This window comes from Neglectibacter sp. X4, assembly GCF_009917365.1.
GTDB lineage: Bacteria > Bacillota > Clostridia > Oscillospirales > Acutalibacteraceae > Acutalibacter.
Window position 1 is genome coordinate 21,336 of the sequence record NZ_QWLE01000010.1, and the last position, 16,092, is coordinate 37,427.

Annotated in this window: 13 protein-coding genes; all 13 read left to right on the forward strand. The window is 43.9% G+C overall.

Features of this window, described 5'->3' with window-relative positions; all coding sequences use genetic code 11:
* Positions 1–137 precede the first annotated feature (137 nt).
* The 13 genes from D1841_RS06260 to D1841_RS06320 all read left to right on the forward strand — a co-directional run bounded on the left by D1841_RS06260 (position 138) and on the right by D1841_RS06320 (position 15,906).
* Entirely contained in the window at positions 138–803 is a 666-nt protein-coding gene (locus D1841_RS06260; RefSeq protein WP_160641682.1) for an ABC transporter ATP-binding protein, read from the forward strand.
* Between the two features lie 14 nt (positions 804–817).
* Positions 818–3,211 carry an ABC transporter permease gene (locus D1841_RS06265; RefSeq protein WP_160641683.1) on the forward strand — a complete coding sequence of 798 codons (2,394 nt, stop codon included), beginning with the start codon at positions 818–820 and terminating at the stop codon, positions 3,209–3,211.
* A gap of 19 nt (positions 3,212–3,230) precedes the next feature.
* Positions 3,231–5,618, forward strand: a complete 2,388-nt coding sequence (locus D1841_RS06270) for an ABC transporter permease (protein ID WP_160641684.1) — start codon at positions 3,231–3,233, stop codon at positions 5,616–5,618.
* A gap of 12 nt (positions 5,619–5,630) precedes the next feature.
* Positions 5,631–8,003: an ABC transporter permease gene (locus tag D1841_RS06275; protein WP_160641685.1), complete on the forward strand. Its 2,373-nt coding sequence runs from the start codon at positions 5,631–5,633 to the stop codon at positions 8,001–8,003.
* Positions 8,004–8,232: 229 nt separating this feature from the next.
* Positions 8,233–8,937: a LytTR family DNA-binding domain-containing protein gene (locus tag D1841_RS06280; RefSeq protein WP_160641686.1), complete on the forward strand. Its 705-nt coding sequence runs from the start codon at positions 8,233–8,235 to the stop codon at positions 8,935–8,937.
* A gap of 26 nt (positions 8,938–8,963) precedes the next feature.
* Complete coding sequence (locus D1841_RS06285; protein WP_160641687.1) at positions 8,964–10,292, forward strand: GHKL domain-containing protein; 1,329 nt, start codon at positions 8,964–8,966, stop codon at positions 10,290–10,292.
* Between the two features lie 90 nt (positions 10,293–10,382).
* Complete coding sequence (locus tag D1841_RS06290) at positions 10,383–10,943, forward strand: hypothetical protein (RefSeq protein WP_160641688.1); 561 nt, start codon at positions 10,383–10,385, stop codon at positions 10,941–10,943.
* A gap of 453 nt (positions 10,944–11,396) precedes the next feature.
* On the forward strand, positions 11,397–11,882 hold the full coding sequence (locus D1841_RS06295) for a GNAT family N-acetyltransferase (protein ID WP_160641689.1): 486 nt from the start codon (positions 11,397–11,399) through the stop codon (positions 11,880–11,882).
* Positions 11,883–11,899: 17 nt separating this feature from the next.
* Positions 11,900–12,841 (forward strand): adenosine deaminase, encoded by a 942-nt coding sequence (locus D1841_RS06300; RefSeq protein WP_160641690.1) that lies wholly within the window; start codon positions 11,900–11,902, stop codon positions 12,839–12,841.
* A 31-nt stretch (positions 12,842–12,872) separates the two neighbouring features.
* Positions 12,873–13,133: a DUF6019 family protein gene (locus tag D1841_RS06305; RefSeq protein WP_237076157.1), complete on the forward strand. Its 261-nt coding sequence runs from the start codon at positions 12,873–12,875 to the stop codon at positions 13,131–13,133.
* Between the two features lie 36 nt (positions 13,134–13,169).
* On the forward strand, positions 13,170–14,018 hold the full coding sequence (locus D1841_RS06310) for a CPBP family intramembrane glutamic endopeptidase (protein WP_160641691.1): 849 nt from the start codon (positions 13,170–13,172) through the stop codon (positions 14,016–14,018).
* Positions 14,019–14,089: 71 nt separating this feature from the next.
* Positions 14,090–15,064, forward strand: coding sequence for a phosphotransferase (locus D1841_RS06315; RefSeq protein WP_160641692.1), 975 nt, complete (start codon positions 14,090–14,092; stop codon positions 15,062–15,064).
* A gap of 89 nt (positions 15,065–15,153) precedes the next feature.
* The gene (locus D1841_RS06320; RefSeq protein WP_237076158.1) at positions 15,154–15,906 is read left to right on the forward strand and encodes a CPBP family intramembrane glutamic endopeptidase; all 753 of its coding nucleotides are present in this window, start codon (positions 15,154–15,156) and stop codon (positions 15,904–15,906) included.
* Positions 15,907–16,092: the final 186 nt, after the last annotated feature.

Genomic DNA, 16,092 nt, shown 5'->3' on the forward strand with positions numbered 1-16,092 from the left:
GCTGCCAGTGGCAGGTTTTCGGCTGAAATGTCCGAGTCTTGTAACATTTCAGCCGTATTTTTTATGCCGCTTCGGACATTTCTGTGACATTTGGATTTTATAATGTCCTTATCAATTAAGAAAAGGAGCATTTGATTATGAATGTATTACAAACAATCGACCTGAAAAAGTATTATGGCAGTGAACCCAACATCACCCGTGCCCTGGATGGCGTCAGCCTGTCAGTAGAACAGGGTGAATTTGTGGCAATCGTCGGAACGTCCGGCAGCGGTAAATCCACCCTGCTTAACATGATGGGCGGGCTGGATACGCCCACGTCCGGCAATGTGATTGTCCGTGGGGATGAGCTGGCAAGAAAGAATGACGAGGAGCTGACCATCTTCCGCCGCCGCAACATCGGCTTTATCTTCCAGAACTATAACCTTGTCCCGATCCTGAATGTGTATGAGAACATTGTCCTGCCTGTGGAGCTGGACGGAGATGTGGCAGACAAGAAGTTCATGGACGACATTGTGGGGATGCTGGCGTTGGAAGATAAACTGCAGAATATGCCGAATAACCTTTCCGGCGGACAGCAGCAGCGTGTTGCCATCGCCCGCGCCCTGATTACCAAACCGGCCATCATCCTGGCCGATGAGCCCACCGGAAATCTGGATTCCAAGACCAGCGCCGATGTACTGGGGCTTTTAAAGCGTACCAGCATGGAGTTTAACCAGACCATTGTTATGATTACCCACAATAACGAGATTGCCCAGCTTGCTGACCGGATCGTAAGGATTGAGGACGGCAGGATCGTGGAGTAAGGAGGTGGCAGACTATGACATGGCCTTTTGAGAATGATACCAGCGCTATCATTAAAAAATTAGCGTCTGCTCAATTAAAGAAAGAGCGTTTGAAAAAAATTTTTACGGTTACTGCAATTTCATTGGCAACATTTTTGATGGCGTCCGTATTGCTCCTGGTTTCTGGGATTATTACAGTGAACCAAAATGGAGGCAATAATATAACGGGGTCTTATCATGCGCTTATTTCCGGCATAGAAAAAGAACAATATCAGAAATTGGCTGATGATGTGCGGGTGGATTTATGCGGATTGATAGCTTCCATTGGCAGTGTAAAATCTGGAAATGACCGCCTTAATATTTCGTATTCCAACAATGATGCACTTACATTAAATGGGCTGTCTGTTGACCAGGGGACAATGCCAGAGAAAGCAAATGAGATCCTGATTGAACAGGAATACTTAATCCGGCAGAAGATAAATGCTAAAATTGGAGATACCATTCGATTGCCAGACCCAAACAACGGCGAAGAAAAATCCTTTCTTATAACAGGATACTTGAAAACAGGGGCGAAAGGCACTGACCGTTCCTTATATGCGGCTATGGTTTCTGAAGAATACTTCTTAGAAATGGATGGATGGGATAACTTTTCACCGGCAGTAATGCTCCGTGCAAATTTAGATGCAAAGACGGACTCTGGGGATGTAAAAAACTTAATATCAGAGATAGCGGCTGATGCAGGCTGTAAGGCGGCTCCTTCTTATAATGAAGCGTATCTGAACCTTAGCCAGCCTTCGGCATTGATGGTTCTGGCGGCTGTTGCCGGGCTGGTTGTTATCGTGATCGCTGGTGTTTTGGTTATATACAACATTTTTTATATTTCCATTATCAATTCCATTAAACAATATGGACAGCTCCGCACAATAGGTATGACAGCAAAACAGATTCAAAGGCTTGTTCTCAGGGAGGGGACTTTGCTGATGCTGCCTGCAATTCCTATTGGGCTGATTGCGGGAATTGCAGTGGCTTATCTTTTAATTCCACATGGATTTGGGTTATGGAATGTGCTATGGATATGCCCGGTTGTTGTTGCGTTGACCTATGCCACTGTACGCCTGTCCATCAAAAAGCCTGCTAAGATAGCCGCGGCCGTTTCACCTATAGAGGCTTCCCGCTATGAACAAAATAATCAACCGAAAGGTAAACACAGGCAGCACAAGCTGACGCCGGGGTCTTTGGCAGTCAACCAGGTTTTGCGTTATAAGAAAAAGAATATACTGACAGCCGCCTCCCTTGTCCTGACAGGCGTCCTGCTGTTAGGTTTATCCTCTGTCCTTTCTTCTATCAATGCAGAAGATATGTCTTTATCCGGATTTGCAAGAGGACAGTTCGTTTTAAAGATCTCGAATCAGGAGCTGATGGAAAATCCTTTGGAGATTTTGCAGGGTTCAAGCCCTTTTACGGAGGAAGTGGAAAAAGAACTCTCGCAATTATCAGGTGTGCAAAAGATCATGAACGATCAGCATCTCCCGGTTTCCTATGATCTGCAGGCCCTGGAATCAGATGCTGAAATTGTAGGATTTGAGAAAGCAGATATGGATTTGCTGCAAAGCTGTCTCTTAAATGGAAACCTATCAGATTATGGGCAAATGGCATCTGAGGATCAGATGGTGATTGGCAGGCCGGGTGACTTTGAGAAGTATTTTGGCATTCATCCGAAAGTCGGCTCGTCTGTAACGCTGAAGATTTTTGATGGGCAGCATACGGAGAACCTGGAATTTGAGATTGCGGCAGTCCTTGACGAAAGTAAAATTGGAAATAATGGTGATAAAATAGATATGCTGTTATTGCCGGTTGATTCCATGCAAAAAATCGCACACAGCAATCTAACATATCAGTATGTGATTCGTGTAGAGGATTCTTTTGAACAGCAGGCAGAAAATGAAATAGACCAGATTGTATCAGATAATCCGCGGCTGAGTGTGGATTCACTTTCTGCTGCGATTGCCCAGAATGAAAACTTCCTGCAGGGGACACAGTTAGCCCTTGCGATAGCCATTGTCTTAATTGGCTGTTTTTCTGTGATGAATCTGTTGAATACAACTTTGACGGGAATTATCGTAAGGCGCAGGGAATTTTCTCTCATGCGTTCCGTGGGAATGTCTCAAAAACAATTATCCGTGATGGTCCATAAAGAGGGACTGATCGTAGTCGGCATGGGACTTGTATTATCTGTGATAATTGGTGGAGGAATTGGATATGTTCTTTGCTCATTTTTGAAAAACAGCCTAATGAACTATTTGAATTATCAATTTCCATTTGGTATTACAATCCTGAATTGTGCGATTATTATTTTATGTAGTGTGCTGATTACAACAGGGGCCTTAAAGCAGCAAAGCAAGTCATCCATGATGGAAGCTCTGCGATAATAGAAGGAGGTGGCAGACCATGACATGGCCTTTTGAAAATGACACCAGTGCCGTTACCCGCAGGTTATCAAATGCCCGTATTGGACAGAACCGTTTCAGGAACCGTCTGATTGGGATCATTATCTTTATGGCTGCGGCCATTATGGCATTTGTTTCTTCTTATGCTTTTAACATTACAAATGAATATGCGGCATCGACTGCATATCAGGGGATTTTCCAGAACCTTTCAAAGGAGAATATCTCTTTGCTGAAAGAAGATTCCCGTATCCAAAATATGGGCATATACCAGTCTGTCGGTATGACAGAGCAGAAGAACGGCATCACAATGGGTATGGTATGTTCTGATGAAACAACTATGCAGCTCTCCAACATCACACTGGTGGAAGGATGTATGCCCCAGGCGGCGGATGAACTGCTTGTGGAAAGGGGATATATAGAAACCTTGAACCTGAAAGCGGGGATTGGTGACACAATATCCCTTCATTACCGCAATCAGGAAAGCCGCCAGTTAGAAACAAACGATTTTCGGATTACAGGTTTTATTCAGACAACCGCTGAGAATGACAGAGACAGGGTTGCGTATAACGCGATTGTCTCACAGGATTTTGTGCGGGAAAACCCTGCCCTTTCTGCCGGACCTGCAGCAGCAATGATTTCTGTCCGTGATACTGCCAAATATACAAATCAGGAACTGAAAGACCTGGTACGGACGATTGGTCTGGACTGCGGAATATCTGCAGACAATATTCAGGTAAATAATTTATACATCGACAGTAATAACATGTCAAAAGAGACGGTACTGACGGTTTTGCTCGTTGGGCTGGTCTTAATCGGTGTATGTTCCCTGGTCGTCTACAATATATTTTATATTTCCGTGATAAATAATGTAACTTCCTTTGGACAACTGCGCACAATTGGCACTACAAAGAAGCAGATCAAACAGATTATTTCAAGGGAGGGAAATTATCTTGCACTTCATTTTATTCCATTTGGGTGTATTGCAGGTGGAATGCTGTCCTTTCTGATAGACCGGAGCGCTTTTTTGCTGTTTCCTGATATTATAACTTCGTTTTTGTCGGGAATCGTTGTATTTGTCTGTGTAAGGCTGTCTATTTTGAAACCGGCGAGGATTGCCATGTCAGTTTCGCCTGTGGAAGCATTCCGTTATAGCGGTTATAGTGGGACAAAAAAGAGGAAGAAGAGCGGGAAGCGCCTTACACCGTTTTCACTTGCAGCAATGAACCTGTCCCGTAACAGGAAGAAAAGCATATTGACCTTTGCTTCGCTGGTCTTGAGCGGAATGCTGTTTGTAGGCATTTCTTCCCTGCTGACTTCCCTTGATCCTGAACAAAGGGCAAAGCAGAGCTTTCCTTATGAGGGAAGCTATGTGGTAGAACTGAACCGGGCGCTGGTCACGCCTACGTTTTCCCTTACGCAGCTGCAGGAAGACAATCTTCTGACAGATGAATTGGAAAGTCATATTTTGTCGATTGAAGGGGTAGATGAAATCATCCGCCAGCAGGAAATATGTGTCAGGATAGATGGAATGGAAACAGCAATCCGGAGTATGAACAGAGAAGATTATAAAGAATTAAAGGACAGAGTAATGGCAGGGGAGCTGCCGGATTGTGACCACACAGGGGAAAACTCCCTTATCATTAACATGGGAAGCCCAGAATTGGAATATCTGCATAAGAACTATGATGTGGGCGATACCGTCACTTTTTCACAGACAGGAGATATTCCGCAAAGCAGCCTTACTTATACAGTATCTGCTGTTATTTTTGACAGAGACAGAGCTGCCAGCTTTATCCTTCCGGCGGGTGAAATGAAACGGATGGTCCCCTATAATGCAAACAGTGCGTTTGTGATTCGGACAAAGACAGACAGTCATGCTGAAATTGAGAGCGAATTACATTCAATGGTTTTGGCAAGCGATACTTTGCGCCTGAAGACATTAAAAGATATGACAATGCAATATAAAAGTGTTTTCAGCACAATTTCCATTGCGGCATATGCACTCTTAGCGGTTATTGTTATGTTCAGTATCATCAACCTGGTCAATACCAGTATGACAAATATCATTTCCAGAAGGAAGGAAATGGGATTGTTCCGGGCAGTTGGTTTAGGCAGCAGACAGCTGTATCATATGATAGGCTTTGAAAATGCATTTCAAACACTTGGCAGTTTTGCCGCCTCCCTTATCTGCGGTCTGGGAATTGGAAAAGCAATTTGCTCTGCTGTGGGGAACGTGCCCGGATTTAGCTTTGTAAATTACACTTTCCCTGCTGTACCGGTTCTCTTATATGTTTTATTGGTTTTTATGCTTCAATTAGCACTTACAAAATGGGCTGGCCTGTATTGTAGAAAAGATAGTGTGGTGGAGCAGCTCCGTGTGACGGAATAGGAGGTGGAGGACATGACATGGCCTTTTGAAAATGACACCGGCGCCATTGTGAAGAAACTGGCGAAGCGGAGCCTTGCCAGCGAGAAACGCCGGAACCTGATGGTGGTGGTCGCCGTCGCCCTGGCAGCGTTTCTGATATGCTTTGCAGCGGTTATATCCGTTTCCATTGCACAGATCCAGCGTAATCAGGTGGCCGACACCTATGAGGCGGTCTTTACCGGCGTGGAGGCGGACCATGTGGCAGTGCTGAAAGACCTGCCGGAGTTTGCCCGCGTGGGCGAATACTATCTGCTGGGGCAGGAGCATTCCATGCAGGGATACAACGCCTCCTATGTGTACTGCGACAGTGACATGATGTATATTGCCCGTAGCCAGATGGAGCTTATAAAAGGAGAACTCCCGACACAGGCGAATGAAGTCGCTGTCAGTGAATATTTTCTCTCCGCTTACGGTTCCAATGCCAAAATCGGTGAGACGGTTCGGTTGGATACCGAGAGCTTTCATGGCGACTATACCGTGACCGGAATCCTGTCTAATGTTGGGGAAAAGGAAGCGAATCTATGTGCCATTGCCGTTTCCAAAGCGGCCTTGACGCAGTGGGCCGGATTTGACCCTGCAGGATACCGTGCCTATGTGCATTTCAAAAATGACAGGCAGTTTAGCCAGGAAACCATGGCTGCCCACTGCCGGGAGATTGCCGCACAGTTTGGTTCTGCGCATGTAGGGATGAACAGCAATTATTTTGCTTCTAACTCAAAGTCTATTGACTTTGTGACTGTTTTCGGTATAGCAGCCCTTGTGCTTGCCGGCGGCTATGTAGTCATCCAGAGTATTTTCCGTATCTCTGTGAACGACAAAATACAAAGCTATGGACAACTCCGTACCATCGGCGCAACACCCAGACAGATCCGGCGCATCGTGAAAAAGGAGAGCGGTCGGCTGGGCGGCATTGGGATCCTGATCGGCATCCTGCTGGGCGTGGGCGGCGGCCTGCTCCTGTTCCCAAAAGGCTTCCATGGAGGGTATTATGGAATAGCTGTGCTTCTGACCGTGGTGGTCTGCTGGGTCATGGTATCAATATCAGTTCACAGACCGGTCAAAATAGCTGCCAATATTTCACCGTTGGAGGCAATGCGTTTTTTCACAGGTCAGGAAAAGGTACACAACAGAAAGAAACACCGGAAACTTAGTCCCGTATCCATGGGATTTGCAAATTTTGGGCGTGACCGCAAAAAGTCAGTGAGTATTGCAGTGTCCCTAAGCCTGGGCGGGATCCTTCTTCTGGTGGTGTCTTCCATGGTTCTGACCCGGTCACCGGAGCAGGCTGCAAGGCTGTTTTTCCCGGACGGGGATTATAAGATCTATCTGTCCTCAGAGCAGCCGGAGGAAGAGATTATGGCTGCAGGCAATCCGCTGGATGAAAACTTAAGGCAGGAGATCCTTTCTGTGGACGGGGTGACGGATGTGCTGGCCACCCGCCGGTCTCTGCACGCAAAATTCAGGGCTTCCGAAAGTGCCGAAGCCGGTATGTGCGACATGCTGACGGACTCAAACCACATGGATATAGAAGCCGCGCTGGTATCCGGCACCATGCCGGCAGATACCCACAGCATCCTGCTGAGTACGGCTTATCAGAAGCGCCATACTGATATGGATGTTGGGGCCACTATTGAGTTGATTCTGGGTCAGGAAACTGTGAAAGTTACCATATCCGGACTGTTCGATGCATCGAAGACGACAAACGGACATGGCGCGCTTGCCATGGATTCCGCAGCCTTGTTCGCACCGGAGGAGTTATTTCATGAGATACATCCTGAAATCGAAAGCTTTGACTACTCCTGGAGCATTGTGAATGATCCCCAAAAAGCAGCGTCTGTGGAAAGCAGCTTGCAGGAGCTGGTATCGGGCCGCAGCAATCTTGGACTGGATACCATAGATGCGCACATCGAATATGAGAAAATGCAGAGCAGCATTATTTTTGGCAGCCTGCAGGCTCTTTCCTGGCTGGTCTTCCTGTTTGGTGTCGTCAATCTGATCAATACGACACTTTCCAACCAGATGTCCAGAAAAAAGGAGAACAGTATTCTGCGTTCCATTGGCCTGACCGGGAAGCAGCTATGCCGGATGAATATCATTGAGGGGATGTGCTATGCATTTTTTGCGGAGCTTACAGTCCTGATTCTGGGGCTGCCGCTTTCCGTAGCAGTCTGTGCGGAAGTAAGTAAAAAATCCTTTGCCGGTACAGTTGTCCCATATCAGTTCCCATTCCTGCAAATGGGGCTGTTCCTCCTTGTGTTGTTTGGCATGGAGGCGATCCTGTCTGTCTGGATGGTTCGCAGGCAGAAAAAGCAATCCCTGGTAGAGCAGATGCGGGCGATGGAGTGATTCCGATGGAGGGATTGATCGGTTTTTATTCAGCATTTCACAGCAACAGATAAACATTTCACAGCAATCAAATTGTTTTGGCATTTCCGACAGGCTATAATAAAAAGTCTGTCTATGGCAGCGGCAAAAGTATATCTTTTGCCGCTGGCGATATCATGAGCGCAAGTGAGTCAACATGCTTGCATGATTGACGAACGGCGAATGCTGATCATGACGAGGAGGTGGTGCATTGATCCGTATTGCAATCTGTGATGATGAAAAACATATGTCTGAGCATATAAGGTCTTTTGTTTCTGATTTCTTTCGTAAAAAGAACCGGGAGATCAGCCTCCGTATGTTTTCCAGCGGCGAAGAGCTGTTAAGCTACAATGGGCAGATCGACATCCTGTTTCTGGATATCCAGATGAAGGATATGGACGGCATGGAGACAGCAAGGAGACTCAGGGCGGATCAGTTCCGGGGCTTTTTAGTCTTTATTACGGTACTGAAAGAGATGGTATTCCAGTCTTTTGAGGTGCAGGCCTACGATTATCTGGTCAAGCCGGTGGATAAAAAACAGTTTGAAAAGACAATGGACCGCCTCTACGCTTCCATGCAGAACGCCAGCGAAGACAGCCTGCTGGTGCAAAAGGGATATGAGGGGCGCATCATCCCAAAGGATGAGATTGTCTTCTGTGAGATCATAGACCGGAAAATATATCTGAACCTGGATTCCGGCGAGGTTGTTGATTATTATGAACGGATTGAAAATCTGGAAACAAAGCTGGATAACCGTTTTTACCGGTGCCACAGGAGCTATCTGATCAATCTGAAACATTTAAAAGGCTATAAAAACGGGACGGCCTGTATGGATAATGGCAAAGAGATTCCCGTATCACGGCTGCGGAGCAAGGAGTTCTCCGGCGTTGTTCTGCAGTATATGAAGAACATTTGAGAATTTTAGATATGGGGGCTGGTAACATGGCTGAGTATTTAGACTTTTTCAATATATATGTGATAGGCCTCATTGAGGGGACCTTTCAGTTTTATTTTTTGGCAAAAATCCTGAAAAAGAAACTTTTGCCCCCGTTTTATTTCCTGTTTGGAGTATGTGCGGTGATTGTCACCCGCTTTCTTTCAGTTGGCACGGTGACCGGCTTCGTGGCGATGGTATTTCTTCTTACGGTATGTGGGATCCTGGTCTGCCATGCGGATTTTAAGTCTTCCCTTCTGTATGCGGCCCTGACAACTGAAATCATGCTGCTCTGCTATGGGATTGTGAAATCTCTGATAGGTCTGTTATACGCATGGCTGCCAAATTTTTTCTATGATACGGCCGGTATTGCGGCCATGCTGGCCAGTGAGGCTGCGTCACTTTTGCTGACAGGGGTTTGCTATTATATGGTGTATCGCTATTTTTCCGACTATACCGCATCGGAAATGCAGCAAATGTTTCTGGTTTTCATTCCGATCCTGATGATCTTTATTATGAGTGAGTACATTAATATGATTTCATTTGATTGCCAGTATATATTATTAGAGGAGGACGGATCTTTCGAGTATCTGTTCAGTCACTGGCAGCTGCTTGTAATGCATCTTTTGGGACTTTTAAGCCTGTTCTGCATTCTGTTTTTTTATAGGAAGCTGCAGCAAAATTTCCGCCTCAGCACTGAAATTTCGTTGCTGGAACAGGAAGAACATTCCCTGAACCAGTATGTGGAGGAAGCGAAGACACGTTACGATGAAACAAAGTCCTTCCGCCATGACATCAGGAACCACATCGCAGTGGTGAAAAATCTTCTGCAGAGCGGGAAACTGGAAGAAGCGGTAAGCTATATGGAAGATATGGACGATATGGCGGAAAAAATGTCATTCCCCTGCAGTACCAATAACCCGGTAGTGGATATTTTGGTGGGAAACAAGCTGGGGATTGCCAAAAGCATGGGGATCGATGTGGACTGTTCCCTCCTTCTGCCATATCCCTGCAGCCTTAAGGACATTGATATCTGCATTATCCTGTCAAATGCACTGGACAATGCGATTCAGGCAGTAAAAAGGTTGGATGCCGGTATGGAAAAATATATCCATGTGTCCGGGCGTATCCAGGGAGATTTCCTTATGATGGAAATTGAAAACAGCTTCCATGGGAAAGGCGCGTTCAAAAAAGGGACAGGCCTGTCAAACGTAAAGAAGGTGGCTGAAAAATATGGCGGCGCCATGAGTATAGAGACACAGGAGAATAAATTTGTCCTCCATGTGCTACTGATCATTTCACAGCACCCAGAAGGTATCCCGCAGCAAATGGATTAACGCGTTACTTTCTACAGCCGAAAAAAGAAAAAGGAAGCTGTCTGTAAGGGCGCCTGCCTGACAATATCAAATTGAAGGAGGAACATGCTTATGGCAATGCAGGTGAATGGAAACTATGAACATTCCAGAACCGACTACGCAGAAAGGGTGAAGGAAAAACAGGCCGCCGAGAGGGCGAAGGAAGCAAAGGAAGCCGAGAAGGCTACAGAGGAGAAAAAATCCGGCAGGCTGTCCGAACCACAGGACGAATACATCAGCAGTGAAAAGTCGGGAAAAAAGCCTACGGGACTGTACCGGGTAGGCCAGGACGAGAACGGCAACCGGAAAATCTTTTTTGATGACCCGAAAGCTGACCATGCAGATGGAAAGGATGACCGTTCCGGGGAAGGCGAAGATGGAAAAGGGCCGAAGGTAAGCGGAGACAATCAGGGAAAGCCGGCGGAGAAATGCGTCACGAATACCGATAAGGTTGACAGGGAAATCAAGAAGCTGAAAGAGAAAAAGCAACAGTTGGAACAGCAGATCCAGTCAGCTTCCGGAGATGAAAAGAAAATCCGGGAACTGGAGAAAAAGCTGGCGCAGATAGAAAACGAGTTAAGCCAGAAAGACAATGACACCTACAGGCGGCAGAATGCTTCTGTATCAGAATAAAAGAGATTTGGATTTTTAGTGTGGTATCAATACCGGGAGATGGTGGCAAATGCGCACTGTTTTCCGGTATTTTTGAAATGGCAGCATCATTCATGACAATACATTACAATAAAATCTTCTTTTAGATTTTATTGTAGAAGACTCGCGAAGCGTAGATTCTATTGTATGGGTTTCTTAAAAGGATTATATCAGGAAAATGCAAAGGAGGGACAATTATGCATACGAAAACAATGGAAGGCCTTGCAGGGGCAAGTATGAATATGAAGTTACTGAATACGCCCTTCCGCGTCTATAAAGACGCAGAGCGGAGAGGCGATACAGCCGTTATGGAGCGAGCAACATATTAACAGCATCAAAAAGTGTACCAGCGTTTAAAGCAGGAAAAGTTGGCGAAGAGAATAAATGGATCACACTTTATGCGTATATGGCGCAATAGTATCAGGAGGTAATCATATGGCGGATATGCTTGTTAAACTATATAATATACCCCATTCACATGATATAGAAAAAAATTTATTGAAAAGTGGCATCAGAATCAAAAAAGCATTAGCGCCTGACAGGAGCAGGATCATTGCTTTCTCCAGGACATGTGCAAAAGATGATTATTTAGATGAGGTTAAGGCCGCTTTTTCTAATAATCCCATTACCTGTTATATTGCAACAAGGGAAAAGGAAATCATCGGTTTCGCATGTTATGAGGCGACAGCCAGGAATTTTTTCGGCCCTATGGCTGTGCTGGAAAGTGAAAGAAAAAAAGGTGTGGGGAAAGCCTTACTGTTAAAGGCGCTGGAATCCATGCGGGAGCTTGGCTATGCGTATGCCATTATTGGATGGCCCACAAAATCCGCTGTTGATTTTTATAAAAAATGCGTAAACGCAATTCTGATTGGTGAAAAATCTTCGGGTGTATATAAACGGATGATTGAGATTGATGAATAAAACGAGCTGTCTTTATAATGGAAAGTTTCACCGATGCATTGAAACAAGGGAATTTAGAGAAAATCAGGGCGTTTCCCAAATCTGACCTGCATAACCATTTTATACTGGGCGGAAGCCGGCAGTATCTGCACAAAATGACAGGCATAAAGATAGAGCCTGTGAAAACTCCCATATTGTCCATGGATGAAATGCATGCATGGAACCGGGAAAACCTTGGAAAAAGATTCGAGACATCAGAAATGAGAAAGCTTCTGATTCGGGCCACCCTCCATCAGGCCAGGGAAGACGGCGTTACCGTGCTGGAGATTGGAGAAGATGTCTGGGGGCTTTCAGAATATTTTCATAATGATATTGACGAATTGATTGAAGCGTTTACCACGGCACAGAGAGAAATTGCACCGGATATGGAATTGCGGCTGCAGATTGGCCTGTCAAGGCATTGTCCTATTGGATATCTGGAAGAGTGTCTTTCACATTTTTGGGGAAACAGGGCTTTTTATTCCATTGATTTGTACGGAGATGAATTGGTGCAGCCCATAGAAAATTTCAAGTCAATTTACCGCAGGGCAAAAAAAGAGGGGCTTCGTTTAAAAGCACATGTCGGCGAGTGGGGATCTGCGGAAGATGTGAGAAGGGCGGTAGAAGAATTGGAGCTACATGAAGTCCAGCATGGCATTTCCGCAATACATGATGAAAGTGTTGTGCGCTTTTTGGCTGATCATCATATCCGTCTTAATATCACCCCAAGCAGCAACATATTGCTTGGCAGGATTCCTGGTATGTCAGACCATCCAATCGGCAGGCTTTACCGCAGCGGCGTGGATGTTACAATCAATTCGGATGATATTCTGATTTTTGACTCGGATGTATCCAAAGAATATTTACGGCTGTATGAATCGGGATGTTTATCGGCAGAAGAATTGGACAGTATCCGTCAAAACGGGCTGACAGTCAGATAATCGGAAGATAGGAGGAAGGAAGGAATGGGAAATGGATTTGTGGGAAAAATTCGGAGTGAGAGAGGGACTTGCCGAGATGTGGCAGGAGCTGGGGATCAGCGCTGGAACGGCCATTGTTGTTTTGATTGCCTTATACTTCGTGATCAAATGGGCGGTCAAAAATGGAATGATGGAAGCTTATAAGAAGATGGAAGAAAAAAGGATGCAGAATAATTTAAAAGCAGATAAAGTGGCCAGTGATTCAAAGGTTGAGGACGAAGATAAAAACAGGAAGATTTCTGAAGAAATATAAAGAGAAATTGGAATTGGAGTACGGAGAAATCTCAAGATGGAAATGCAATTTTTAAAAGGGAAAACAATAGTACATATTATTGTCTATGTTCTGCTGTATTTTGCAGGTGATCTGCTCAGCAGTCTGGCGTTTGATCTACTATTTTCAATGATTGAATTACCGATAAGGGGACTTTATTCTATTTTACGGATATTAGGATGCTTCATTGTTACGTATGTATTGTTTTGGCTGTATACGACAAAGATACTTCACCTCAAAATGAAGGATTTTAGAATTACCTGCTCTATCAGGAAATGGGCTGTTTTATATGCTGCAATTCTTCCTTCTTTTGTCGTGATCTGTTATGTGATTATTGGTAGTCCGATAGTGACAACATCAAATCCAGCTGAAATCGTGATAGCTGTCACATACTCCATCATTGCGGCATTGAAAGCAGGCGTTTTAGAAGAAATGCTGTTTCGTGGATACATTCTGAAACTGCTTGAGACAAAGTGGGGAAAGCCTGTTGCGTTTTTAGTTCCGTCCTTCCTGTTCAGCCTGTTGCACCTTCCTTCCATGGACGAATTCAGCGTTGCAGGCATCCTGCTGCTTATGATCAGCGGAACACTGGTAGGCCTCATGTTTTCACTTGTTACATGGAAAGGAAATTCCATAAGTAACAGCAGCTTGCTTCATGCAATATGGAATTTTATTTTGGTAACGGATATCATGCATATCACAACCGTACAAGGCGTTTATGGAGAGCCTGTTTTTTCGATTATTATTTCCTCTGATAATGTGTTGGTGACTGGGGCGGGATTTGGAGTAGAAGCATCCATAATTTCAATTATCGGATATTTATTTGTCTGTGGCGCTGTGATTCGAATGAAGTCTGACCAGACGTGATTTTGAGGAGCATGACAACAAAGTAATTTCTGAAAAGATATAAAGAAAAATCGGTATTTGGAGAAATTGCCATGTTTATCAAGATAGCAAAAAAATTTAATTGGAAATTGAAAGGCGAACCAACCCGTCTGAATGGCGGTTTTATACACAAGATGTATAAGGTTGACACAGAGCAAGGCGTTTATGCACTTAAACTGCTGAATCCATTTGTTATGCAAAGAGAAACGGCTATGGAAAATTATGCTAAGGCTGAGCAGATAGAAGTTTTATTGGAGCAACAGGATATTCCTATTCTTCCTGCATTATCTTTTGACGGAAGAAAAATGCAGGAAATAGATGGCGAATATTTCTACCTCTTTGATTATTTTCCAGGAAAATCTTTGAGAAGCAATGAGATAACAGAATATCATTGCGGAGAAATAGGAAAGGTACTTGCTAAAATCCATAGTATATACAAGAAATTTGAGAGCAAAAACTTTCCTGAAATGTCCATTGATTGGGAATTCTATCTTGCCAAAATGGAAAAAGTCAATGTGAGGTTGTCTGCAATGCTGAAAGATAGTTTGCTGGTAATCAAAGATAGCCAAAATAAAGGCAATCTGGCAAGAAAGAAACTGCCTCAAATTGTATCTGTCTGCCATAACGATATGGATTGCAAAAATGTTCTCTGGAATGGGAATGATTATCGTATTATTGATTTGGAATGCTTATCTTACAACAATCCGTTTATGGAATTGTTAGAACTGGCATTATGTTGGTCTGGATATGAGGATTGCCAAATTGATTTTAGACTGTTTCAGGCTTTTTTGCAGGGATATAAAAATGCAGGCGGAGATTTGCCCATAGATTGGGAAACACTATATGATTGTAATAACGGCAGATTGGAATGGTTGGAATATAATATTAAGCGTGTGTTAGGTATGGATTGCGGAGATGATGAAAAAGAAATTGGAATAGAACAGATGGAGGAAACTATTCAACACATCATCTATTATTCAGAGATGAAGGAGCAGATAATTGAACATTGCTATATAAATGCTGATTGAATAAGATAGACAACTTCCAGTTTATGGAGAATTTGCCGAGAACGAGAAACTGGAATTTCTGCAAGATTTTCGCACTGCAAGGAGAAATTATGATGGCGAGATACACAAATAAGTTGAAACTCACGTTATGGGTTTCTGCCGTATATGTTTTATCGTTTATATGCTATGTACCTACATTGCTGGAACAAAACGGAATTATCATTCCCAATGGATTATTGTACTTAAAATACTTATATGTGTGTATTCCTGCTATGGCGGCTATTTTTCTGCTGATTTGCGAGAAGAACATCAAGGTGTACTTTACGCAAATGTTTTCAGGGAAAATAACAATCAAATATATTTTAACAGGGATTATAAGTATGGCGGTAGGTATATTTGGTTCTTATTGCTATTCGTTCATCGTGAAAACTGACGTATTTAAAAATACATATTCGACAGTAATATCCCTGTTAACAAGCTGTATATACCTGCTGATAACAGCGTTTGTTGAAGAAATAGCATGGAGAGGATTTCTGCTGGAACAACTTCCTTTTAAGAAAATCAAAAGTGTTCTTTTTGTTGGCGCCGTTTGGGCAGTGTGGCATATACCAATGTGGATAATCAGAAATTCATTGGGCATGGAACATATTGTTTGTTTTTGTATATGGACATTACTTGTTTCCGTTGTTTTGGGAATAACCTATTATCAATGCAGAAATATATTGCTGATTGCCATTATGCACGCAGCTTTTAATATCTGTTATTTAGCGCCAATACAATATAACATTGTTGTATTAGCGACCATAATTTTTGTTGGTACTTTATTGTATAAAAAATCAGGCGAAAAATTTTTCACTTGGTAACTTCCTACTTGTCAGGGAGCTGCATATGAAAAAGAGAATGGTGCTGATTGGAGGGCTGTATAAGGTGCAAAAAGGGCAATCGTGCTTTTGGATCAGGATTTCTACAAACATCTTGGCATGATAAAATCATCGGAAGTCGGCACATGGGTTAAAAATAGCAAATAAAACGCACTCGTGGAGAAATCG